This is a genomic window from Sphingomonas sp. SKA58, from assembly GCF_000153545.1.
Lineage (GTDB): Bacteria > Pseudomonadota > Alphaproteobacteria > Sphingomonadales > Sphingomonadaceae > Sphingobium > Sphingobium soli.
This window is the reverse complement of record NZ_CH959307.1, coordinates 1,205,677-1,227,451: the sequence shown is the minus strand read 5'-3', so window position 1 is coordinate 1,227,451 and position 21,775 is coordinate 1,205,677. Positions and strand designations below refer to the sequence as shown.

The following is a 21,775-nucleotide window of genomic DNA, read 5'->3' as shown; positions in this document are numbered from 1 at the left end:
AGAGCCAGGCGGACATCTTCATCGGCGGCCGCGTGCTCGATCCCCATGCGCTGGGCCTTTACGCCGAAGCGCTGTTCCTCACCCAGATTTTCGTCAGTAAATTCGTGCCCCCTCTCAACGACGTCGCCTTTCCCGCCTATGCGCGAATGCAGAAGGATGTGAGCCGCGTCTCCTGGTCCTTCTGCAAGGCGGTAAAGCTGCTGCTGCTGCTGACCTGCCCCATTTACCTTGGCATGGCGGTGACGGCAGGACCGCTGGTGGAAACGCTGTTCGGGGAAAAATGGCTGGCCATGGCCCCCTTCGTCACCATATTGGCGCTCGCCATGCCGTTCATGACGGTGCAGGTGATGTTCGCGCCGGTCAGCAATGCGCTCGGCCGCCCCGGCACCACCGCGCGAATCGCCGGGGTCGGCGCGGTGCTGATGCCGGCGGCCTTCCTGATTGGCATCCAATATGGGGCGATCGGCCTGGCCTGGGCCTGGCTGGCCGCCTTTCCGCTGCTGACGCTGGTGACCGCGCGCCTCGCTGGCGCGCCCATGGGCCTGCGCCTTGCCGACCTCGCACTGGCGGCGGCGCCGGGCCTTGGCTGTTCGTTGCTGATGGCCGGCGTCGTGCTCGCCATCGATTCTGCGCTGCCGGTTCTCCCTGCCCCGCTGCGGCTCGCCATTCTGGTTCCGGCCGGCGGCCTCGCCTTTCTGGGCGCGCTGCTGCTGTGTGCGCGCGGGACACTTCGGGAACTGATCGCGCTGGTGATCCGCCGCAAGCCGCCGGTTCAGGCCGCGGCCTGACCCGGCAGCCCTCCGGCGATCAGACGGTCTGGATATAGTCGCGCATTGCCGCGGCTTCCGATTCGATGCTGTCGATTCGGAATTTGACCAGATCGCCGATCGAGATCATGCCCGCCAGTGCGCCATCGACCACCACCGGCAGGTGACGGATGCGCCGCTTCGTCATCAGCGACAGGCCCTGCATGACCGATGTCTGTTCATCGATGGTGATGGCGGGCGCGGTCATCACCTCGCCCACACTATGGTCCAGTGCGGACGGTCCGTCCTGCGCCACGCGATAGACCAGGTCGCGCTCCGAAAAAATGCCTACGACCTGGCCATTGGCGACCACGGGCACGCAGCCGATTCGCTGGTCCGCCAGCAATCGGACGGCGCTCAGCACGCTGTCGCTGGGCTCGACCTGGATGACGTCGTTCCCCTTGCGCTGCAAAATCGTTGCAATGGTCATGGCCTGCTCTCCTTGTTCGCCTGCGTCCGCCGGTCCTGTTATTCTGTTGCGCGATGAACGAGCCGCCAGCCGGGCGTTGGCGACCCAAATCGCGTCCGGCGCTTGATGATCCCACGATCGCACCCCAAAGAAAAGGGATGACACGCAAGCAAGCGCTCGACGACCCGCAGATCGCCGCGACCGCCTGGGGCCGGTTTCGCCGGATCATGGCCTGGATGGCGGCCGGCGGCGCGGCCTGCGTCGGCGCGGCGCTGCTGTTTCTCTATTGGTGGACGGGTTCGCTGCCGATCCATATGGCGATCGCGACCACATTGGGCGTATGGCTGACCTTCATGCTGGGGACGGGGCTGATGGCGCTCGTCTTCCTGTCCAGCGGGACCGGGCATGACGAACAGGTAATTGACAGGGCGAAGGACGAGGTGCCGCTGGATGACTGAAACTACGAAAGACGACCGGGGCGAAGCCGTGCTGCGCGTGATGCCGCGATTGGCCGATATCAACGCCAACGGCCATATTTTCGGTGGCTGGGTGCTCAGCCAGATGGATATCGCCGGCGGCATCATCGCCCATCGCCTGGCGCAGGGACCGGTCGCCACCGTCGCGATAGAAAGCATGAAGTTCATCGCCCCGATTTTGCTGGGCGATATCGTGTCGGTCTATGCGCGCGAAGAGCGGCGCGGACGGACATCGCTGGCGATCCGCATCGACGTCGTGGCGACGCGCGGAATCGCGCAGGAAGAAGTGCCGCTCACCAGCGGCGTCTATACCTTCGTGGCGCTGGACGCCGATCACCGACCCCGGCCCTTTCCGACCGCCTGACGGTTCAGCGGTCGAGCCGCTCATCATAGCGATAGTCTGCCTTGCCTTTCGCCGGCACGACTATGCGCCAGATCCAGCCACTGCCGCGCCGCTCCAGCCCTTTTGGCCGGGGCGTAATATCCTGCGCCAGGGTGACTTCGGCGGTCACGGGCTGCGCCCGCGCATTGCTGACGCTGACGATCCAGCGTCGGCGCTTGGCGCTTTCCTGCGCGATTGTCGCGGCGATCCGCACATCGGGGCTCTGCATCAGGTCATAATCGATCCGCTCGCCCGCGGCCTTGTCCGCCACGTCCGCCTCCCCCGCCAACAGCCGTTGCCCCGCCACGTGTTCGAACAACGCGACGCGGCCTGCGGGCATGGCGATTCCCAGGCCATCCTCCGCCCGGTTCCGCAAGCGCAGGCGCAGCGTCATCGGCAGCGATGGCGTCGCCCCGCGCACCGTGGCGGCATAAAGCCGCTCTGCCGCCACGCCCGGTTGCCTTAGCAGGGCCACCTGCTTCTGCCCGCTCGGCGCGACATCGACGGCAAAGGGAATGCGGTAGAGTTTCAAATCGCCGACATCTTCGGGCGGAGGCGGAGGTGGCGGAGGTGGCGGAGGTGGCGGCGGTGGAGCCGGCGCCGCCAGCCGCGCGCTCGTCACGACGATATCCTCCGCCCGCTCCATCCGCTGCGCCATCGCCACCGGCGGCAATCCCCAGCGCGGGTGGGTGCTGGTGCCGTCCATCGGCCAGCAGCGTAAGCTGAGCGCACCGGCTGCCTGCCGCCGCAGCAACGCCCGCGCCTCCCGGTTGGGATGCCCGGCGATCACCGCGACCTTCGCATCGGCAAAGCCCGTCACGCCCCCATTGGCCAGCGTCAGCCACGCCATCAGGTCGATGCGACCGTCCGCGCGCCGCTCGGCGACATAATTGGCCGCCCAGTCGAACCCCTGCGCCAGATAGGTGAGCTGCACGGTCGCGCGCGTCGGCCGATCGGCAGTCGCGATCACCGACAGCGTCGGGCGCGCCGACAGGTCGGCGGGGGCCTGCGGGTAAAGCATCCGTTCGGGCAGGCCACTGCACCCCAATGCCTCATAACCCTGCGCCGTGCGCACGATCACGCCGCCCGCCGGCCCTGCGGTGATGACCGCATCCTGCTGCGTTACCTTGCCCGTGGCGCGATCGGTGCGGCGCAGCGTCACGCTGCGCTTGAGATAGGCGTCGACCAGTCCTGCGGGCGACAACAGCCGGTCGTCGCGATTTTTCTCCCACACCCCCTGCGGCAAGCCGGACAGCACGGCCGTTTCCGGCATCAACCCTTCGGCCACGCCCTCGAACCGGATCACGCTTTCGCCCTGCGGCAGGTCGATGGTGCGGGTTTCCGTGACGAGCGCATAGCCGCGCGGCCATTGCGGGTCGATCGCGCCGCGCACGCGGCCAGGCTGGCGATAGATGGTCAGCGCCACCGTATCGGGCCGTGGCGACACCAGCGTTTGCGCCCGCGTCATCGCTGGCACCACCGCCGCTAACGCCAGCGCAAGGACAAGGATCAGCCGCCCGGCCATCATGTCGTCGCGCTCAATAGCGCGAATCGAACGTGACCAGCAGTTCGGCCGACCCATTGGCCGCCACAGGCACGCTCCATTCCATCCGCTCCGCCGACACGCGCCGTCCCTCCAGGCTCTGCTGCACCACGCGGGTGTCGCCCCACAGGCCCAGCTGCGCCAGGTCAACCGTCACCGCCTCCGGTCGCGCGTTCGTCAGCGTATAGCGCATGCGCGTTTCCCACCGGTCCGCGCCCTTGCGGGTGCGCTGCTCGACGGTCGGGCGGACCTTGACGTCGAAGGCCTCGCCGGTGCGCAGCGCCATGGATGATCCCATCGGCGTATGGTCGATGCGATTCTCGCCGATGAACTGCGGATCGCCGCGCGCATCGCGCATATAGACGCGGATCGTCCCGGCGGGCAGTTGGTCGCCCAGGCCGCCCTGTCTTGACGTTGAAAATTTGAGCACGCTCGACGCGCTCATCGGCTCGGCGGAACTGCCCAGCCACCCGTTTACATATTCATAGGTCGCCCGCGCCGGTGTGCCCTGCACATCCAGGAAACTCACCTGCTTCTGCTGCGCGTCGGCGATCGTCGTGCGGGCGGCCAACGGATAGAGATAATAGTCACCCAGCCGCTCGCGCGTCCCGCTTTCCGTTCCGGCGGCATCGATCGCGCCCGCGCCAGCAGCAAAGCCGCGTTGCCGGCCGCCGCCATTGGCGGGGTCGCCCGCCACCAACAAAGTGCGCGCGTTGGTGAAGGTCGTGCCCGTATTGTTGGTGAGCGTCACCCATCCCTGCATGTCCATCGCCTGCTTCGCCGCGTCGAACATCGCGACATAATCGGCGGTCCAGCCCAGATTGGGGGTCAGGTAGGACAGGCGGGCAGGCACCGTGCCGGCGCGGTCCGCTTCCACCGTCACGGACAATGTCGGGCGCGCGCGCAAATTGGGCGGCACCCGGTCGAATACCACCCGCACCGGCAGGCCGTCGTCGCGCAGCACTTCGATCCGGCTGCCGATCTGGAGCACAATGCCGCCATTGGCCGCCAGCACCTTCGCCCGTTCGCGCGTTTCCGCCCCGGTCGCGACATTGGTGCGCACCAGCGTCACCTCCTGCCCCACCGCCTTGTCCATCAGCTTGTCGGGCGACAGCAGGTCGAAATCGAAATTCTGTTCGACGATGGACAGGCCCGGCCCCGACAGATTCACCGTCTCGGGCCGGATGCGCGCCGATACATCGGGAAATTCGATGCGGTTGCGGCCCTGCGTGACCGGCAGTCGCCGTTCATCCTGCACCAGCGACTGGCCGCCATTATAGATGGTGACGGCAATATCCCCCTGCGCGCTGGCGCCCACCGGGTCGCTTGCGACCTGCGCATGGGCGCTTGCCGACATCAGGGCCAGCAGCAACGGGACGGGCAGGCGCGCAGCGATCATCTCTCTCTCCGGTCTTTGCGTCCGCCTTGTGCCGGATCGCGCGCGACTTGGAAAGCGGGCAGCAAAAAGGGGACGATGCGCGCTCGCATCGTCCCCCGATGTCGCCGCCAAATAGCGGGCGATGCTGTTATTCAGCGGCCTCGGCCGCCTTCGCGCGCGGCCGGCGCGTGCGCTTCTTGGGTGCGTCTTCGGCTGGCGCGTCTTCATCATTGTCCGCCCGCGCGATCGAGGGCGGCAGGATCGTGGCGTCCATCCCATGCGCGTCATCGGCGGCCTTGGCGGCATCGACCTTGCGCGGACGGCCGCGACGCGGCTTTGGCGCTTCGGTTTCAACGGCAGAAGCCGCAGCGGGCGCGGCCTGCGCAGCCTCGCTCATCGCGTCGGCGGGGGTGCCGGTCGGGCCTTCGACGCCGCGTTCCATCCGGGTCGATGCATCGACGTCACCGCCCTGCTGATCGCGGCGGGTGCGGTCGCGCCGGTTGCCGCGCGCCTCGCGCTCGTCATCCTGCCGACCGTCCTGGTCTCTGGCCTGATCCCTGCCCTGATTGCGCGATTGATCGCGGCCCTGATCCCGCGCCTGGCCACGGCCCTGATCGCGCGATCCGCGCTCGGACTGGTCGGCGCGTCCATCGTCGCTACCATAATCGGCGCTGTCGAATTCATCGCCGTCTTCGCTATAGTCATCGTCATTGCGACGATAACGCTGCTGCTGTTCTTCCTGGCGGGCGCGATTGTCGGCCAGCACGCGGAAATAATGGTCGGCGAACTGCAAATAATATTCGGCATTCACGCGGTCGCCGGCCATCTGCGCATCGCGGGCCATATTCTTGTATTTCTCAAGAAGCTGGGCCGCATTGCCGCGCGCGCGGTTGTCGATGCGGTTGCCATTGTCGCCGCCGCCCCGGTTGCCACCATTGGGTCGACCGTTATTGTTCCGGCCGCGATTGCGACGGCCGGATTGCCGGTTGTTGATCAAGACATGGTCCTTGCGTTCGCTATGTCAAAACTCACTGAAGACACTGTTCAGTCGCCATCCCCAAGCACGGCCATCCATTTGGCCGAATATGGCTCCGCCGGGCCTGCCCGGATGATCCGGGCCAATTGCCTGGCCGCCACCGGCGCTAGCGCAGCGAACGCCGTCATGACTTTAAGGAGCGTAAAAAACGGCCTTTTCTGTCCATGGCCATAGTAGCCAGATCACGAGATGGAGCCGTTCCTAAACCCGATGTAGTGGCTTTCCCGGCATAAACCAAGCGATTTTCGTTTTCCTGCGCGTAAATCGCCCATTGCCGATCATGTCCGCGTAGCGATGACGCAGCGATCAAGCCCCGCCAGGTCACGGCGGATCGCGACGTTCAACCCCTGCGCCGCCACCAGCGCGCCGACGCTGTCGCCCTGCCTGTGGCCAATCTCAATCGCCGCCATGCCGCCCGGCGCGATCAGGCGTGGCAGGTCGGGCGCGATGCGGCGATAATCGTCCAGCCCGTCCACCCCTGCAAACAGCGCGCTGGCCGGTTCGCGCAATACATCGCCGCTCAGTGGCTCATCCACGCCAATATAGGGCGGGTTGATGAGCAGCAGGTCGAACACCCCCTCCACCCCCGTCGCCCAGTCCCCGGCGCGAAATTCGGCGCGCGCGTCCAGATCCAGCCGCGCCGCATTGCCCCGCGCCACCAACAGCGCGCCCGCCGACGCGTCGATCCCCAGCCCGCGCGCCTGCGGCCATTGCGCCAGCGCCGCGAGCAACAGCGCGCCAGACCCGGTGCCCAGGTCCAGCACCGTCTGCGGACCCTGCGCCCCGAAATAGTCGACCGCCGCCTCAATCAGCGTCTCGCTGTCCGGGCGCGGGATCAGCGTGTCGGGCGTCACAGCCAACGTGATCGTCCAGAAGTCCCGCATGCCAATGATATGCGCGACCGGCTCTCCGGCCGCCCGCCGCGCGATCAGCGCCGCGAAATCGGACGGCACGCCCAAATCGCGTTGCCGCATCAGCATCTCTCCGCGCGGCAGGCCCAGCGCGTGCGCCATCAGCAATTCCGCGTCCAGCCGCGCCGTGTCGCTGGAACCGGCAAGACTATCGGTGGCGGCGCGAAGCGCGTCCGGGATGCTCCCGCTCGTCAGGCACAGGGGGGAAGACCCCGTCAACTCACCCCGTCCAGCTGCGCCAGCCGCGCCGCTTCATCCTCGGCCGTCAGCGCGTCGATCACTTCGGAAAGGCCCGGCCCTTCCAATATTTCGGGCAGCCGATGCAGCGTCAGGTTGATGCGATGGTCGGTGACGCGCCCCTGCGGGAAATTATAGGTGCGGATGCGTTCGGACCGGTCGCCCGATCCCACCATCGCCTTGCGCGCTCCCGCCTGCTCATTCTGCGTGCGTTCGCGCTCGGCTTCGTACAGGCGCGCGCGCAGCACCTGCATCGCCTTCGCCTTGTTCTTGTGCTGCGACCGTTCATCCTGCTGCGTCACCACGATGCCGGTCGGCACATGGGTGATGCGCACCGCCGAATCGGTGGTGTTCACATGCTGCCCGCCCGCGCCCGACGCGCGATAAATGTCGATCTTGAGGTCCGCGTCGGCGATTTGCACGTCCACCTCTTCGGGTTCGGGCAGCACCGCGACGGTCGCGGCGCTGGTATGGATGCGCCCTCCGCTTTCCGTCACCGGCACGCGCTGCACCCGGTGCACACCGCTCTCGAACTTCAATTTCGCAAAGACGCCCGCGCCATTGATGCTGGCGACCACTTCCTTGAAGCCCCCCTGTTCGGATGCATTGGCCGACAGCATCTCCATCTTCCATCCCTGCGTATCGGCATAGCGCTGATACATGCGGAACAGGTCGCCGGCGAACAGGGCCGCCTCGTCCCCGCCGGTGCCGGCGCGGATTTCCAGCATGGCGGGCCGCGCATCGGCCGCGTCGCGGGGCAGCAATTGCAGCGCCAGCGCGCGCTCGGCGGCGGGCAGCTGGCTTTTGAGCAGCTGCATTTCCTCCTGCGCCATGTCGCGCATGGCCGGGTCCGCCTCCTCGCCGCCGGTCATCATTTCCAGCGCCGCCAGTTCCTGCCGCAAGCGCCGCAATTCGCGCGCCGCCGCCGCCACCGGCTCGATCTCGGCATATTCCTTGGAGAGCCGCACGAACTGATCGGGCGCCAGATCGGCGCGCGTCATCGACGCCTGCACCTCGTCCCGGCGCGCCTCGATCTGCGCAATACGTTCGGCGGAAATGTGCATCAGAGCGCCGTCACGGTTCCGACCAGCGCATCAAGCGCCACCGCCTGCTGCTCACCAGTGCCAAGGTTGCGGACAGCCGCTTCGCCCTGCGCCAGTTCATCATCACCAAGGATGATCGCCCAGTCGGCGCCCGATGCATTGGCGCGCTGCATCCGCTTCTTCATATTGCCGCGATAGCCCATGTCGCAGGCGATGCCGGCGCGGCGCAGGTCAGCGATGATGCCGGTCGCCCGTGCTTCGGCCGCCTCTCCCATGGGAATGAGCACCACGCTTGGCTTCTCAACCTCTGGCGCATCCACCAGCATCGCCAGCCGCTCGATCCCCGCCGCCCAGCCGACCGCCGGCGTGGCGGGGCCGCCCAGATTCTCGATCAGCCCGTCATAGCGCCCGCCGCCCAGCACCGTGCCCTGCGCGCCCAGCCGATCGGTCACGAACTCGAACGCCGTGTGGCGATAATAATCCAGGCCGCGCACCAGCCGCGCATTGCGCTCCCACGCCACGCCTGCCGCGTCCAGGCCCGCCGTCACCTTTTCGAAAAAGCCGCGCGCCTCATCGGTCAGATAAGCGTCGATATCCGGCGCGCTGTCGGCGATCGGCCGGTCGCGCGGGTCCTTGCTGTCCAGGATGCGCAGCGGGTTCTTCGCCAGCCGCTCAACGCTGTCTTCCGACAAATCGCCCCGGTTTGCTTCGAAATGCGCGATCAGCGCCGCGCGCCAGGCGTCCCGGCTCGCCGCGTCGCCCAGCGTGTTGAGCGTCAGCGTCACGCCCTCGATCTTCAGCTCGCGCAGCAGCTGATCGCCCATCACCAGTAATTCGACATCCGCGCCCGGCTCACCCGCGCCGATGATTTCGGCGTCCAGCTGGTGGAACTGGCGGAACCGTCCCTTTTGCGGCCGTTCATAGCGGAACAGCGGCCCATGCGTCGCCACTTTCAGCGGCGCATATTGCTGCCAGCCTTCGGTGATATAGGCGCGACTGATCCCGGCGGTGAATTCGGGGCGCAGGGTGATGCTGTCACCACCGCGATCCTCGAACGTATACATTTCCTTGGACACGACATCGGTGCTTTCGCCCAGCGACCGGGCGAACACTGCCGTCGCCTCGAACACCGGCACCTCGACCCGCTGGAACCCATAGAGCCGGCGCACGCGATCGAAGGTCGCGACCACATGCGCGAACCTCTCCTGGAAAGCATCGGGCGTACCGCCCAGCATGTCCTGCGTGCCGCGCACCGGGCGCGGGGTATCTATTCTGGCCATGGGGCAGCGCCTTTAACGGCATTTCAAGTCCAAGGAAACGCGGTTTTTCGGTCCCCTGCCCTTGAGGGCGTATCTCCGTTCGGTCAGGGGTGGACGCGCGCGCGCGCAGCCGCCATGCTTGGGCCATCCGGGCCGACCGGCCTGTCCATCTTTCGGAGACCTCCATGATCCGCAGCCTTGCTGCCGCCCTTTGCCTGTCGACAGGCCTCGCCACCGCGATCGTTACGCCGCTCCATGCGCAGGACGCGGTGCGGTCCAAACCGACCGCCCTGCACGTCAATGACGCGACGCCCGCGCCGCGCGACACGCCCTATCCCGGCACGATCAGGCTGGAGGTCGACGCGACCGACACCACCCAGCGCATCTACCGCGTCAAGGAAACCATCCCCGTCGCCCAGGCCGGGCCGATGACGCTGCTGATGCCCCAATGGCTGCCGGGCAACCACGCCCCGCGCGGCCAGATCGAAAAGCTCGCCGGCCTCACCATCACCGCCAATGGCCAGCCGATTGAGTGGGTGCGTGATCCGCTCGACGTCTACGCCTTCACGATCGACGTGCCGCAGGGCGCGACCGAGATCGTCGCCTCCTTCCAGTTCCTGTCCGCCACCCAGCCCAATCAGGGCCGTGTCGTCATCACGCCCAAGATGCTGAACCTCCAGTGGGAACAGGTGTCGCTCTACCCGGCGGGCTATTATACCCGCCAGATCCCGGTGCAGGCGACCGTCACCTATCCCGCCGGCTGGCAGGCCGCGACCGCGCTGCGCGGCACGAAGACGGGCGATACCGTCGCCTATGAAACCATCGACTATGAAGCGTTGCAGGATTCGCCCGTCTTTGCCGGCCGCTATTTCAAGCCGGTGGACCTGGGCCATGACGTGACGCTCAACATCGTCGCCGACGATGCCGACGAACTCGCCTACAAGCCCGAACAGATCGCCAAGCATAAAAAGCTGGTCGACGAAGCCGGCGCGCTGTTTGGCGCCTATCATTTCAATCATTATGACTTCCTGCTCGCTATCACGGACGAAATGGGCGGCATTGGCCTGGAACATCAGCGCAGCTCGGAAAACCAGGTCGAACCGGGCTATTTCAAGGATTGGGATTCGGACAAGGCGCTGCTTGACCGCAACCTTCTCCCGCATGAATTCACCCATAGCTGGGACGGCAAGTTCCGCCGCCCCGACCTGCTCTGGACGCCCGATTTCCGCACGCCGATGCAGGATAATCTGCTGTGGGTCTATGAAGGCCAGACGCAATTCTGGGGCTATGTGCTGGGCGCGCGGTCGGGCATGTTCACCAAGCAGGAAACGCTCGACGCCTATGCCAATATCGCCGCGCGGCTCGACACGGCGGTCGGCCGGCAATGGCGTCCGCTCGAAGACACGACCCATGATCCCATCATATCCGCGCGCCGCCCCAAGGGCTGGAGCAGCTGGCAGCGGTCGGAGGATTATTACAATGAAGGCCTGATGATGTGGCTGGAGGCCGACGCCATCATCAGCAAGGCGACCCGCGGCCGCAAGGGGCTGGACGATTTCGCGAAGGCCTTCTTCGGCATCAAGCCGGGCGACTGGGGCCAGGTCGTCTATAATCGCGACGACGTCATCGCGACGCTCAACGGCATCGCCCCCTATGACTGGGCCGGCTTCTTCCAGAAATATGTCGATCGCACCACCGGCGAAACACCCAAGGGCGGTTTCTTCATGGGCGGCTACAAGCTTGTCTACACCGAAGAGCCCAACAGCTTCACCAAGGCGGCCGAAACAGCGGGCAAATATGTCGACCAGGGGTCGGGCATCGGCGCGATCGTCAAGAATGACGGCGATATCAGCAGCGTCATCTGGGACAGCGCGGCGTTCAAGGCCGGTCTGGTCGTGGGCGCCAAGATACTGGCGGTCAACGGCAACGAATTTTCGCCCGAAGACTGGAAGGCGGCAATCACCGCGGCAAAGGACGGCAAGACGCCGATCCAGATCATCGTCAAGCAGGACAAATATTACCGCACTTTGTCGCTCGCATATTCAGGTGGCTTGCGCTATCCGCGCCTCGAAAAGACAGGAGAGGGTGAAGGCAGCCTCGACCGGCTGCTCAAGCCAAGAACATGACTCACCCCCAGCGAAACGTGTAGGAAAAAGGCGTTTTCATGAATATCGAACTGATCTCCGTTGGCGATGATCCGCCCAACAACCTCAATGTCGTCATCGAGGTGCCGGTGGGCGGCGAGCCGGTCAAATATGAGTTCGACAAGGCGTCGGGCGCGCTGTTCGTGGATCGCATCCTGCACACGCCGATGCGCTATCCGGCCAATTACGGCTTCGTGCCGCATACGCTGTCGCCCGACGGCGATCCGCTCGACGCGCTGGTCGTCGCGCGGTCGCCCTTCATCCCCGGTTGCGTCGTGCGCGCCCGTCCGATCGCGGTGCTGAACCTGGAAGACGAAGCGGGCGGCGATGAAAAGCTGGTGTGCGTGCCGGTGGATTCGACCTTCCCTTATTATTCCAATGTGGGCGAACGCGACGACCTGCCGGAAATCGTCTTCCAGCAGATCGAGCATTTCTTCACCCATTATAAGGATCTGGAGAAGAAGAAGTGGGTGCGCATCGGCACCTGGGGCGGCGCGGAAGACGCACGCCAGATCACGGTGGAAGCGATCGAACGCTATCAGGCGGCGAAAAAGACCGCCTGAACCACGCCCGTCAGGTTTAGAAAAAAAGGCCGCGCGGTCCCGCACCGCGCGGCCTTTTTCTGTCTAAAGCGCGCTGCGCGCCTTAAATCAGCCGGTCCGCCTCCATCGCCAGCGCGAAACTGTCGCGCCCGCGCGGCAGGCGCGCATGCAGCCGCGCGTCCGCCTCCACCAGCCGCGCAACCCCCGCCTCCAGCTGGCCCTCGTCCAGCGTGAAGGGCAGGCGCAGGAATCGCTCGAACGCGCCGCCCACGCCAAAGCGCGGCCCCGCCGCCACCCGCACGCCCAGGCTTTCGGCCAGCGCGGCGAGCGCGGTCGCCTCCGCGCGCGGCAATTCGGCCCAGAGCGACAGGCCGCCCGCCGGCGATTCGACCCGCCAGTGCGGCAGATGCGTGGCGATCAGGCCCAGCAGATGGTCGCGCCGGTCGCGCAGTGTCTGCGCCCGCGCGCCCAGCCCGACATCCGCATCGATCAGCTGCGCCACCGCCAATTGCTCCACCACCGGGCTTGCCATATCCATCGTCGTGCGCAACCGCCCCAGCGCCGCGACCGTCTGCGCGTCCGCCCGGATCCATCCGACGCGCAACCCGCCCCAGAAAATCTTGCTCGCCGACCCCAGCGAAATCACCTGCCGCCCCGATGGGTCGTGGCAGGCGACCGGCGGCGGCGGCGCAAAGTCCAGCCCCATCGCCACCATCGTTTCATCGACGATCAGCGGCGTGTGCGTGCGCGTGGCCGCCGCCACCAGCGCGCGCCGTGTGGCCGGGTCCATCGACCGCCCGGTTGGATTGTGGAAATCAGCGATCACATAGGCAAAGCGCGGCGCGGTCTGGCGGAACGCCGCCTCCATCGCGTCAATATCCCACCCCTGTTCGGGCAGGCCGACCGGCACCGGCACGACATGGGCGCGCTGCAACGCCTGGATGACGTTATGATAGGTCGGATGGTCGATCACCGCCCGGTCGCCCGGCCCCGCCAACCACTTCAGCAGCAGCGAAAATCCCTGCTGCGCACCGTTCGTGACCATGATCTGGTCGGGCGAGGTCGGGCAACCGCGCCGCTCATAATGGGCGGCGATCGCGCGGCGCAGCACCATCAGGCCGAAAGGATCATAGCCCAGATCGCCCAGATAGGCAGGCAGCGCCTCGACTGCATGGGCATAGGCGCGGGCGACACCGGGCGCGGCGGGCAATGCCGCGTGGGTCCAGTTGAGCAGGTTGCCGCCGCTCGTCCTCTCCGGGTCGGCGGCCGGCGTCGTCGCATGACCGGCGGGCAAGCGGGTGACGCTGCCCGACCCCTGCCGGCTCTCCAGAAACCCCTCGTCGCGCAGCCGGTCGAAGGCTGCGGCAATGGTCGTGCGCGACAGGCCCAGCGCAGCGGCCAGTTCCCGCTCGCCCGGCAACCTCACATTCAAGCCGACCCGCCCGTCCAGCACCAGCATCCGCAGCGCCTGCGCCAATTGGCGATAGGCCGGCTCCGCGCTGTCCTGCGCGCGCCATGCGCCCAGCAGGCGCAACAGGGACGGCGGGCGAAGCAGCGAAGTGGACATGAACATTCCTCCGACTGAAGGGTCTATCCTGTCCAATTATCCAAAACTGGCCTTGATGGAAAAGGCCAGTTGCGCCAAAGCTGCCCTTTCTTTCAAGCCATGATCGCCGGTCTCGCGCACGATCCTTGACGCCGGCCTGCTCGCTGGCATGATCCCCTAACCTCGCGATCCGGGAGCTACCCCATGCGCCGCCTGCTTGCCATCCTCCTCGCCCTGCCGCTTCTCGGCGCGACCAGCCCGGCGCCCGATGCGTCAATGCCCGCGCGCCCCGCGCTCGCGCCGCTCGCCTTCGAACAGATCGCGCGCCCCGGAACGAAAATGCCGCGCTTCATGGTCGACGCCGCCTGGCCCGCCATGCCGCCGGACCTATTGCTGGGGCAGGTGAGCGGCGTCGCGGTCGGCCCCGACGACAGTGTCTGGGTTGTCCATCGCCCCCATTCGCTCACCGCCACCGATACGGGCCTGGCGCAAGACCCGCCAATCGCCGTCTGCTGCAAGCCTGCGCCTCCCGTGGTGCGCTTCGCCAGCGACGGCCGCTATCTCGGCGGATGGGGCGGCCCCGACAGCGCGCCCAGCGTCGATGGCGTCACGCAGTGGCCCTCAAGCCTGCACGGCATCTTCGTCGACAAGGCCGGGACAATCTGGTTCGGCGGCAATGGCAAGGGCGATCATGTCGTGCTGAACTACAGCGCCGATGGCCGCCATATCCGCAGCTTCGGTCGCCGCGACAGGACCGGCGGCAATGACGCGACCGACCTGCTCGGCAACCCGTCGGACGTCAATCATAGCGAGGACATGGTGCTGATTTCGGACGGCTATATCAATCGCCGCGTCATCGGCTTCGACGCAAAGAGCAACGCCTATAAGGGCCGCTGGGGTGCCTATGGCAAGCCACCGGTCGCCCCCACCCGCACCGGCGATTTCGACCAGAGCCATGCCGTCGACCCTAGCAAGGTCGCCGATCCCAAGGCCCCCATCTTTGCCGATATCGTTCATTGCGCGGTGCCGACCCGCGACGGCCATGTCTATGTCTGCGATCGCAACAATAACCGGGCGCAGCTGTTCAAGCGGGGGAAGGACGGCAGCCTGACCTTCGTGCGCGATCTCGTCATCGCAGGCGACACCGGCGGCACCCACAGCGTTACCGACATCGCCTTGTCGCCCGACCCGGACCAGACCTATCTTTATGTCGCGGACATGATGAACGGCCGCATCTGGATCTTGCGCCGCGCCACCCATGAAGTGCTGGGCGCGATCGGCCGGATCGGGCGGCAGGCGGGCCAGTTCACCTGGCTGCACAGCATCGACACCGACAGCCAAGGCAATCTCTACGCGACCGAAGTCAATACCGGCCGCCGGGTGCAGAAACTGGTCTTCACCGGCATCGAATAGAGAGGCATTGGACAGGCGGGTGCGGGCGACCGGGCATTCCGGCCGCCCCTGCCACTCAGGCCTTCTTGGCGGTCAGATGCTGGCTCAGATGCTTGTTCATCTCGAACATGCTCACTGATTTCTTGCCGAAAATCTTTTCCAGCTTGGCGTCGGCATTGATCTGCCGCCGGTCCTTGGCGTCCTGCAGGTCATGCTTCTTGATATAATCCCAGACCTTGCTCACCACCTCGCTGCGGGGCAGGTCCTTGTCGCCGACAATTTCGGCCAGCTCCGGGGAGGGCGTGACCGGCGCAGTGATGCCGCCGCGCGCGCCGCCGGCCTTCTTGCCGGTCGCCTTGACCGTCTTCTCGGCGGCCTTGGTTTCGTCCTTGCCGCGTTTTTCCGCCGATTTCGCCACGTCATGCTCCTCACCTTGGGGGGTCGATAGCCATATACGCGGCGCGCCGCCATTGGTTGCGGCCCGCGCGGCCGCGCCTATTTGTGGACCAGCGTGCCCGCGCCCTGATCGGTAAAGATTTCCAGCAGCATCGCGTGCGGCACCCGGCCGTCCAGGATGACAGCGGCATCGACCCCGCCTTCGACCGCGCGCACGCAGGTTTCCAGCTTCGGGATCATGCCCCCGCTGATCGTGCCATCGGCTTCCAGCCCATGGATCGCCGCCGGATCGAGATCCGACAGCAATTGACCCTGCTTGTCGAGCACGCCCGCCACATCGGTCAGCAGGAAGAAGCGCGACGCCTTCAATTCCGCCGCGATCGCGCCTGCCATCGTGTCGGCGTTGACATTATAGGTATGCCCGTCCGCGCCGATGCCCACCGGCGCCACCACCGGGATGATGCCGTTATTGGCCAGCGTGTCCAGGATCGACCGGTCAACCGAAACCGGGTCACCGACAAAGCCGAGGTCAACATTGCGCTCGATGCCCGAATTGGGGTCCGCCTCACGCTTGCCCAGCACCTTTTCGCAGACGACCAGGCCGCCATCCTTGCCCGAAATGCCCACCGCCTTGCCGCCGGCACCCGCGATCCAGCCCACGATTTCCTTGTTGATGGACCCGGCCAGCACCATTTCGGCGATCTGCGCGGTTTCCTTGTCGGTGACGCGCAGGCCGCCGATGAACTGGGATTCGACGCCCAGTTTCTTTAGCATCGCGCCGATCTGCGGTCCGCCGCCATGGACGACGACGACATTGATGCCGACCGCCTTCATCAGCACGACATCCTCGGCGAAATCGCGCGCGGCTTCAGGGTCGCCCATGGCGTGCCCGCCATATTTGACCACGAAGGTCTTGCCGGCATAACGCTGCATATAGGGCAGCGCCTCCACCAGGGTTTCGGCCTTGGCCAGGAGCGCGGGATCGGGGGCGTGCTTGCTGTTCATGCGCGCGCGCATAGGCCGATATGCCCGCACCCGCAAGAACCGCTATTCCATTAGTTAGCTAACTAATCAAAATGCCATGTCTGGATATGTCGGCTTTGTTGTCGTTTTCAGCTCTGCCGGTCCAGCCGCCGCCCCAGCCCGACCAGCAGATAGATGACCGGGGGCACCAGGATCGCCGACAGCAGCACCTTGGCCAGCATCTGCCCCAGCAGCAATTCGCCGATCGGAAAGATGCCGTAAAAGGCGATGGTCACGAACAGCAGCGTGTCGACGATCTGCGACAATATGCTTGCCGTCGCCGCGCGCAACCACAGCAGCCGGCTGCCCTCCCGCCCCTTGAGCGCCGCGAACAGCGTCACGTTCAGCGTTTGGGAAATGCCATAGGCGATGATCCCGCCCAGCCATATGCGCGGCGTGCCACCCATCATCAGCGCGAAGGCATCGGCCCGCGCCGGGTCCATGTCGCCGGCCGCCGGGGCCGCCAGCACCAGGATCGACAGCAGGATCGACGCGATCAGCGGCAGGAAGCCGATCTGCACCAATCGTGTCGCCACCGCACGGCCATGCAATTCCGCCACCGCGCTTGAAATCGTGACCAGCAGCAGAAAGGCAAAAATCCCCGCCTCCACCGCCAGCGGACCCAGCCCTACTATCGGACCGATGCCCGACAGCGGGCCAAGCGCCACCTGCTTGTTGCCCAGCACGCCCGCGATGCAGACCATGCCCCCATAAAAGATGGAAAAGAAGAAGAGCGATCGGCTGATGGGCGCGGGCGAAGTCGTCATCGGCCGCCCATATCGCCATTTGCGCGGCGGGGAAAGAGCGCGGGGCTTTACACCCCCGCTCAAAGCCTGCCGATCAGAAGACCGGACCCTGCACCGGTCCCGACGGCTTGGCCGCGCCGCTGTCCTTCGCTGCGTCCAACGCATCGGCCAGCCCCGGCGTGCGATTGTCGCGCGCCGCATAGTCGCGCGCCGACATGCCCGCCAGGCTGTCGCGCTTGTCGACATTGGCCCCCTGCGCCACCAGCAGGCGCACCAGCCCCACGTCACGCAACTGCACCGCGCGGATCAGCGGCGTCTCGCCATTGTCGTTTGGCTTGTCGACCTGCGCCTTATAGGCCAGCAGCGTGCGCACGCCTTCCTCGAACCGGGCCTGCACCGCGTCCATCAGCGGCGTGTTGCCGTCATTGTCGGTCAGGTTGGGATTGGCGCCCTTGGACAGCAGGAATGTCAGCCAGCTATTGTCGCGCCGCGCCACCACGATGTGCAGCGCATTTTCGCCGCTGGTGACGTCGCGGCTGTTGATGACGGTGGAGCCGGGCTTCTGGATGAAGTCCGTCACCTTCTGTCCGTCGCGATCCTTCACCGCTTTGAGAAAGTTGTAATTATCCGAAAACTGCGCCTGCGCGACGCCGGGCGCCATCATCGCCATAGCGGCCGGAACCAGGAAAGCGGAAAGGAAGGTCTTCGTCATGCTGCGCCCTGTCTATTTGCAAATCGGCTTCTAGCAGGGCATGGCTGGCGATGCCATGAACAAAGCCATCTTGACCTGCGCCCTGCCGATGCTCGCCCTGCTTTCCGCCTGCGATATGGGGGGCGGCAACGCCGCATCAAACAATGGCGCAGCCCAAGGCGACCTTGCCGGCGCGCGCATCGGCGGCCCTTTCACCCTTACCGATCAGGACGGAAAACAGGTCCGCTGGGATGACTTCAAGGGTCAGTATCGCCTCGTCTATTTCGGCTATACCTATTGCCCGGATATCTGCCCGGTCGACCTGCAACGCATCATGCAGGGCTTTGCCCAGTTTGAAAAAGCCAGTCCCCAACTGGCCGCCAAGGTGCAGCCGATGCTGATCAGCGTCGATCCGGCCCGCGACACGCCCGCCGTGCTCAAAACCTATGTGGCCGCCTTTCACCCCCGCCTCATCGGCCTTACCGGCACGCCGGACCAGATCGCCAAGGTCGCCAAGGATTTCGCGGTCATCTACGGCAAGGAAGAGAGCGCGGGCGCCAGCGACTATTTGGTGAGCCACAGCCGCACCCCTTATCTGTTCGGCCCCGATGGCCAGCCGATCGCTCTGGTCCCGGTGGATGACCCCGCCACCGCCGACGTGGACGAAGGCGCGCCGGACAAGGTCCGCGCCTTCCTGCACCAATGGATCAAATGACCCCCTTCTGGGAAAAGCCGCTGGACCAGCTGGATCGCGCGCAATGGGAAGCCCTGTGCGACGGCTGCGGCAAATGCTGCCTGCACAAGGCGGAGGATGAAGATACGGGGCGCATTTATCCCACCAATGTCGCCTGTCGCCTGCTCGACCGCCAGAGCGGCCAGTGCAGCAATTACAAGGATCGCCGCCGCTTCGTGCCCGATTGCGTGCGGCTGACCCCGGCCAAGGTGCGCAACCTCGGCTGGCTGCCGCGCACCTGCGCCTACCGGCTGCGTGGGGACGGCCTGCCCCTGCCCGACTGGCATTATCTCGTCAGCGGCGACCGGGAAGCGGTGCATCGCGCCGGCGAATCGGTGCGCGGCTGGACCGTGGCGGAGGCGGATGCAGGCGATTGGGAACATCATCTTGTCGACCGCGAGCTTTGAGGGCGACGCCGCGATCCTGATCGATGGCGCGCCCGTGCCGGTGCGCATCCGCCGCTCGGCCCGCGCCCGCGCCTATCGGCTGACGCTGGACAGCGCCCGTGGCGGCCTTCGCCTCTCGCTGCCCGCGCGCGCGAACCTGAAAAAGGCGCTGGCCTGGGCGCAGGACCATGAAGCATGGGTGCGCGCGCAACTGGCTAAGCAACCGGCCATCACCCTACTCGCCGATGGCGCGACCTTCCCGCTCGAAGGGCGCGATATCACCATCTGCTGGATCGCAGGCGCGACCCGCACGATTCGGCTGGAGGGCGACCGTCTCCTGCTGGGCGGCCCGGCGGAATCGGTCGGCGCGCGCGTGCAACGCTGGCTGGTCGCGCGGGCGCGGGCCGTGCTGGAAACCGAAAGCCATGCGATCGCGCGCGATCATGGCCTCATCGTCGCATCGGTGGGCGTGGGTGATCCGCGCAGCCGCTGGGGCAGTTGCGCCGCCTCTGGCGCGATCCGCTATAGCTGGCGGCTGATCCTCGCCCCGCCCGACGTGCGCCGCGCCACGGTCGCGCACGAACTGGCGCATCTGCTGCACATGGACCACAGCTCCGCCTTCCACGCCGCGCATCGCCGCATCCTGGGCGCTGATCCCCGCCCCGCGCGCGCCTGGTTGCGCGCCCATGGCGCCAGCCTCCACCGCTACCGCGCCTGATCCATGGCCCGCCGCAAACGCTATCTCGTCGCCACCATGGCCGATGGCTATGTGAAGCGTATCGGCCCTACCGCCGACCCGCTCACCCATTATTGGCGGATCGTCGCGCAACTGGAAAATGGCAGGACCGAGGTGTTCTGGGGCCACACTCGCTCGCTGGCCGAAGCGAAGAAGCTGAAAGCGCCGGCCGCCGATGGCGCGAAGATGCGCGGCTGGACCAGCTATGTCTTCGAAATCGCCGAACTGGTCGAAGAGCCGCGCTGAGCGCGGGAGGCTCCTACCCCCGATGCGGCCAGGCGCCCGTTTCGTCCCCGGCGCACATATGCTCCCCGTCGCGCGGATAGGGCAGGCCGCAGGCGGGGCAGGCGACATGGTTGCCCGGTTTCAGCCCATGACCCACCGACACCCGCTCGTCGAAGACATAGCATTCGCCCTGCCAGCGGCTGTCAGCTTCCGGCATCTCCTCCAGATAGCGCAGGATGCCGCCTTTCAGGTGATAGACATCGTCGAAGCCGCGCGCCTTCACCAAAGCGGTCGATTTCTCGCACCGTATCCCACCGGTGCAGAACATCGCGATCTTGGGCGCCCGCCCCTCGGCGCGCAGCCGCTCCGCCAGCCCATCGAACCAGGCAGGAAAGTCGCGAAAGGACCGCGTCGCCGGATCGATCGCATTTTCAAATGTGCCGCAGGCCACCTCATAGGCGTTGCGCGTGTCGATGACGATCGTGTCGGGATCGGCGATCAGCGCGTTCCACTGCGCCGGGTCCAGATAATCGCCCGCCTGTGTCGCCGGGTCCAGATCGCCCGCGCCCAGCGTCACGATCTCCGCCTTCACCTTGACCTTCATGCGCGCAAACGGCGCGGCATCGGCGCGCGCATATTTGACATCGAGATCCGCGCAGCCCGGCAGCGTGCGGATATGATCGACCAGCGCGGCGATGGCGTCATCGCTGCCTGCCACCGTGCCGTTGATTCCCTCGCCCGCGACGATCAGCGTGCCGCACGTGCCAAGATCGCCGCACAACGCCCGCAACTGCGCGGCGATCGCATCGGGATCATCGAACCGGGCGAAGCGATACAGGGCGGCAATGGCGTAGGCGGACGGGGTGGCGGGCGATGTGGCGGGCATGGCAGCGCCTATAGGCCTGTGCGCCGCCACTTGAAAGCCGCGACGGACAAGCGCATAGGCGCTGGATGGTTCCCCTTTCGTTCGCAGGAGAGGCATTTCTGGCCCTGCCGGAAGCCGCGCTCTATTGGCCCGCGCGCCGCGCGCTGCTGGTCGCCGACCTGCATTTCGAAAAGGCGAGCTGGTATGCCCGTTTCGGCCAGTTCCTGCCCCCACATGACAGCCAGGCCACGCTCGACATGATCGACGCGCTGGTGGCGCGCACCGGCGCGCAGGCGGTCTATTCGCTGGGCGACAGTTTCCACGACAGCGACGGCGCCGCCCGGCTCGACCCACAGGCGCGCGATCGGCTGGCGGCCCTGACCGGTCGGTTGGACTGGACCTGGATCACCGGCAATCATGACATTGGCGTGGCCGCAATGCCCGGTGGACGGCGCGTCGCCCAGGCGCAAGTCGGCGGCATCTGGCTGCGGCATGAGGCGCAGGTCGGTGATCCAGACCCTGAAATTTCCGGCCATTTCCACCCCAAGCTGCGCCTGTCGCTGCGCGGCCGCCATGTGTCGCGCCGCTGCTTTGTCGGATCGGCGACCAAGCTGATCCTGCCCGCGCTCGGCGCGCTCACCGGCGGGCTGGATGCCGGCCATGGCGAGATTCGCCGCGCCGTCGGGCCGGGTGCGGCCGCGCTCGTGCCCGTCGCGGACCGCCTGCTGCGCTTTCCGCTTTCGTAAAGCGACGTTACGGAAAGCAAAGCGCAAATGTTGCCACTGTGCAACAGCGCCGACATGGATGCATCTCGCATCTGCGTAAAAGCCCCGGAAAAGCGGGCAACTCTTGCCAATCCCCTGCTGTGGC

General features: G+C 66.2%; 24 protein-coding genes (1 of these 24 cut by a window edge). 11 read left to right on the top strand and 13 right to left on the bottom strand.

What is annotated here, in order from left to right; translation table 11 throughout:
• Positions 1–788, top strand: the 3' portion of a protein-coding gene (locus SKA58_RS15380) for a lipopolysaccharide biosynthesis protein (protein ID WP_009823393.1). Its footprint begins 700 nt before the window's first position; the window shows 788 of its 1,488 coding nt (coding positions 701–1,488); the start codon falls outside the window, past its left edge; its stop codon occupies positions 786–788.
• Positions 789–807: 19 nt separating this feature from the next.
• On the opposite strand, the gene SKA58_RS15375 is transcribed toward SKA58_RS15380, so the two are convergent.
• Positions 808–1,236, bottom strand: coding sequence for a CBS domain-containing protein (locus SKA58_RS15375; RefSeq protein ID WP_037543728.1), 429 nt, complete (start codon positions 1,234–1,236; stop codon positions 808–810).
• 137 nt (positions 1,237–1,373) lie between these two features.
• Between SKA58_RS15375 and SKA58_RS15370 the strand changes: the two genes are divergently transcribed.
• Positions 1,374–1,673: a hypothetical protein gene (locus SKA58_RS15370; RefSeq protein ID WP_009823391.1), complete on the top strand. Its 300-nt coding sequence runs from the start codon at positions 1,374–1,376 to the stop codon at positions 1,671–1,673.
• Positions 1,666–2,055, top strand: a complete 390-nt coding sequence (locus tag SKA58_RS15365; RefSeq protein ID WP_009823390.1) for an acyl-CoA thioesterase — start codon at positions 1,666–1,668, stop codon at positions 2,053–2,055. Before SKA58_RS15370 ends, SKA58_RS15365 begins: the two co-directional genes overlap by 8 nt.
• A gap of 4 nt (positions 2,056–2,059) precedes the next feature.
• On the opposite strand, the gene SKA58_RS15360 is transcribed toward SKA58_RS15365, so the two are convergent.
• The 6 genes from SKA58_RS15360 to hisS all read right to left on the bottom strand — a co-directional run bounded on the left by SKA58_RS15360 (position 2,060) and on the right by hisS (position 9,501).
• Positions 2,060–3,601 carry a DUF4139 domain-containing protein gene (locus SKA58_RS15360; protein ID WP_009823389.1) on the bottom strand — a complete coding sequence of 514 codons (1,542 nt, stop codon included), beginning with the start codon at positions 3,599–3,601 and terminating at the stop codon, positions 2,060–2,062.
• A gap of 10 nt (positions 3,602–3,611) precedes the next feature.
• Positions 3,612–5,015, bottom strand: coding sequence for a DUF4139 domain-containing protein (locus SKA58_RS15355; protein WP_009823388.1), 1,404 nt, complete (start codon positions 5,013–5,015; stop codon positions 3,612–3,614).
• A 127-nt stretch (positions 5,016–5,142) separates the two neighbouring features.
• Entirely contained in the window at positions 5,143–5,991 is an 849-nt protein-coding gene (locus SKA58_RS15350) for a DUF4167 domain-containing protein (protein ID WP_009823387.1), read from the bottom strand.
• Positions 5,992–6,308: 317 nt separating this feature from the next.
• On the bottom strand, positions 6,309–7,160 hold the full coding sequence (gene prmC, locus SKA58_RS15345; protein ID WP_371388781.1) for a peptide chain release factor N(5)-glutamine methyltransferase: 852 nt from the start codon (positions 7,158–7,160) through the stop codon (positions 6,309–6,311).
• Positions 7,157–8,242 carry a peptide chain release factor 1 gene (gene prfA, locus SKA58_RS15340; protein WP_009823384.1) on the bottom strand — a complete coding sequence of 362 codons (1,086 nt, stop codon included), beginning with the start codon at positions 8,240–8,242 and terminating at the stop codon, positions 7,157–7,159. Before prfA ends, prmC begins: the two co-directional genes overlap by 4 nt.
• A complete protein-coding gene (gene hisS / locus SKA58_RS15335; protein ID WP_009823383.1) occupies positions 8,242–9,501 on the bottom strand; it encodes a histidine--tRNA ligase in 1,260 nt (419 codons plus the stop codon). The genes prfA and hisS overlap by 1 nt, the downstream gene beginning before the upstream one ends.
• A gap of 164 nt (positions 9,502–9,665) precedes the next feature.
• Here hisS and SKA58_RS15330 point away from each other — a divergent pair, with 164 nt between their 5' ends.
• Both SKA58_RS15330 and ppa read left to right on the top strand, forming a co-directional pair.
• On the top strand, positions 9,666–11,606 hold the full coding sequence (locus SKA58_RS15330) for a M61 family metallopeptidase (RefSeq protein WP_037543724.1): 1,941 nt from the start codon (positions 9,666–9,668) through the stop codon (positions 11,604–11,606).
• Between the two features lie 38 nt (positions 11,607–11,644).
• Positions 11,645–12,187: an inorganic diphosphatase gene (ppa, locus tag SKA58_RS15325; protein WP_009823381.1), complete on the top strand. Its 543-nt coding sequence runs from the start codon at positions 11,645–11,647 to the stop codon at positions 12,185–12,187.
• An 82-nt stretch (positions 12,188–12,269) separates the two neighbouring features.
• On the opposite strand, the gene yczR is transcribed toward ppa, so the two are convergent.
• On the bottom strand, positions 12,270–13,733 hold the full coding sequence (gene yczR / locus SKA58_RS15320) for a MocR-like transcription factor YczR (protein ID WP_037543721.1): 1,464 nt from the start codon (positions 13,731–13,733) through the stop codon (positions 12,270–12,272).
• A 183-nt stretch (positions 13,734–13,916) separates the two neighbouring features.
• On the opposite strand from yczR, the gene SKA58_RS15315 reads away from it, so the two are divergent.
• Entirely contained in the window at positions 13,917–15,125 is a 1,209-nt protein-coding gene (locus tag SKA58_RS15315) for a hypothetical protein (RefSeq protein ID WP_009823379.1), read from the top strand.
• A 55-nt stretch (positions 15,126–15,180) separates the two neighbouring features.
• Here the strand turns inward: SKA58_RS15315 and SKA58_RS15310 are convergent, their stop codons facing one another.
• The 4 genes from SKA58_RS15310 to SKA58_RS15295 all read right to left on the bottom strand — a co-directional run bounded on the left by SKA58_RS15310 (position 15,181) and on the right by SKA58_RS15295 (position 17,981).
• A complete protein-coding gene (locus SKA58_RS15310) occupies positions 15,181–15,522 on the bottom strand; it encodes an SWIB/MDM2 domain-containing protein (RefSeq protein WP_009823378.1) in 342 nt (113 codons plus the stop codon).
• 77 nt (positions 15,523–15,599) lie between these two features.
• Entirely contained in the window at positions 15,600–16,517 is a 918-nt protein-coding gene (argB, locus tag SKA58_RS15305; RefSeq protein ID WP_009823377.1) for an acetylglutamate kinase, read from the bottom strand.
• A 95-nt stretch (positions 16,518–16,612) separates the two neighbouring features.
• The gene (locus SKA58_RS15300) at positions 16,613–17,290 is read right to left on the bottom strand and encodes a queuosine precursor transporter (RefSeq protein WP_009823376.1); all 678 of its coding nucleotides are present in this window, start codon (positions 17,288–17,290) and stop codon (positions 16,613–16,615) included.
• A gap of 73 nt (positions 17,291–17,363) precedes the next feature.
• Positions 17,364–17,981: an ankyrin repeat domain-containing protein gene (locus SKA58_RS15295; RefSeq protein WP_009823375.1), complete on the bottom strand. Its 618-nt coding sequence runs from the start codon at positions 17,979–17,981 to the stop codon at positions 17,364–17,366.
• A gap of 40 nt (positions 17,982–18,021) precedes the next feature.
• Between SKA58_RS15295 and SKA58_RS15290 the strand changes: the two genes are divergently transcribed.
• Genes SKA58_RS15290 through SKA58_RS15275 form a run of 4 tightly spaced genes read left to right on the top strand, consistent with a single transcriptional unit; the run spans position 18,022 to position 20,061 of the window.
• On the top strand, positions 18,022–18,675 hold the full coding sequence (locus SKA58_RS15290; RefSeq protein WP_009823374.1) for an SCO family protein: 654 nt from the start codon (positions 18,022–18,024) through the stop codon (positions 18,673–18,675).
• Positions 18,672–19,100: a YcgN family cysteine cluster protein gene (locus tag SKA58_RS15285; RefSeq protein WP_009823373.1), complete on the top strand. Its 429-nt coding sequence runs from the start codon at positions 18,672–18,674 to the stop codon at positions 19,098–19,100. The genes SKA58_RS15290 and SKA58_RS15285 overlap by 4 nt, the downstream gene beginning before the upstream one ends.
• On the top strand, positions 19,057–19,797 hold the full coding sequence (locus SKA58_RS15280; protein WP_009823372.1) for a M48 family metallopeptidase: 741 nt from the start codon (positions 19,057–19,059) through the stop codon (positions 19,795–19,797). Before SKA58_RS15285 ends, SKA58_RS15280 begins: the two co-directional genes overlap by 44 nt.
• Before the next feature lie 3 nt (positions 19,798–19,800).
• The gene (locus tag SKA58_RS15275) at positions 19,801–20,061 is read left to right on the top strand and encodes a hypothetical protein (RefSeq protein ID WP_009823371.1); all 261 of its coding nucleotides are present in this window, start codon (positions 19,801–19,803) and stop codon (positions 20,059–20,061) included.
• A 13-nt stretch (positions 20,062–20,074) separates the two neighbouring features.
• On the opposite strand, the gene trhO is transcribed toward SKA58_RS15275, so the two are convergent.
• Entirely contained in the window at positions 20,075–20,926 is an 852-nt protein-coding gene (gene trhO, locus SKA58_RS15270; protein WP_009823370.1) for an oxygen-dependent tRNA uridine(34) hydroxylase TrhO, read from the bottom strand.
• Positions 20,927–20,991: 65 nt separating this feature from the next.
• Here trhO and pdeM point away from each other — a divergent pair, with 65 nt between their 5' ends.
• The gene (pdeM, locus tag SKA58_RS15265; RefSeq protein ID WP_009823369.1) at positions 20,992–21,651 is read left to right on the top strand and encodes a ligase-associated DNA damage response endonuclease PdeM; all 660 of its coding nucleotides are present in this window, start codon (positions 20,992–20,994) and stop codon (positions 21,649–21,651) included.
• Positions 21,652–21,775: the final 124 nt, after the last annotated feature.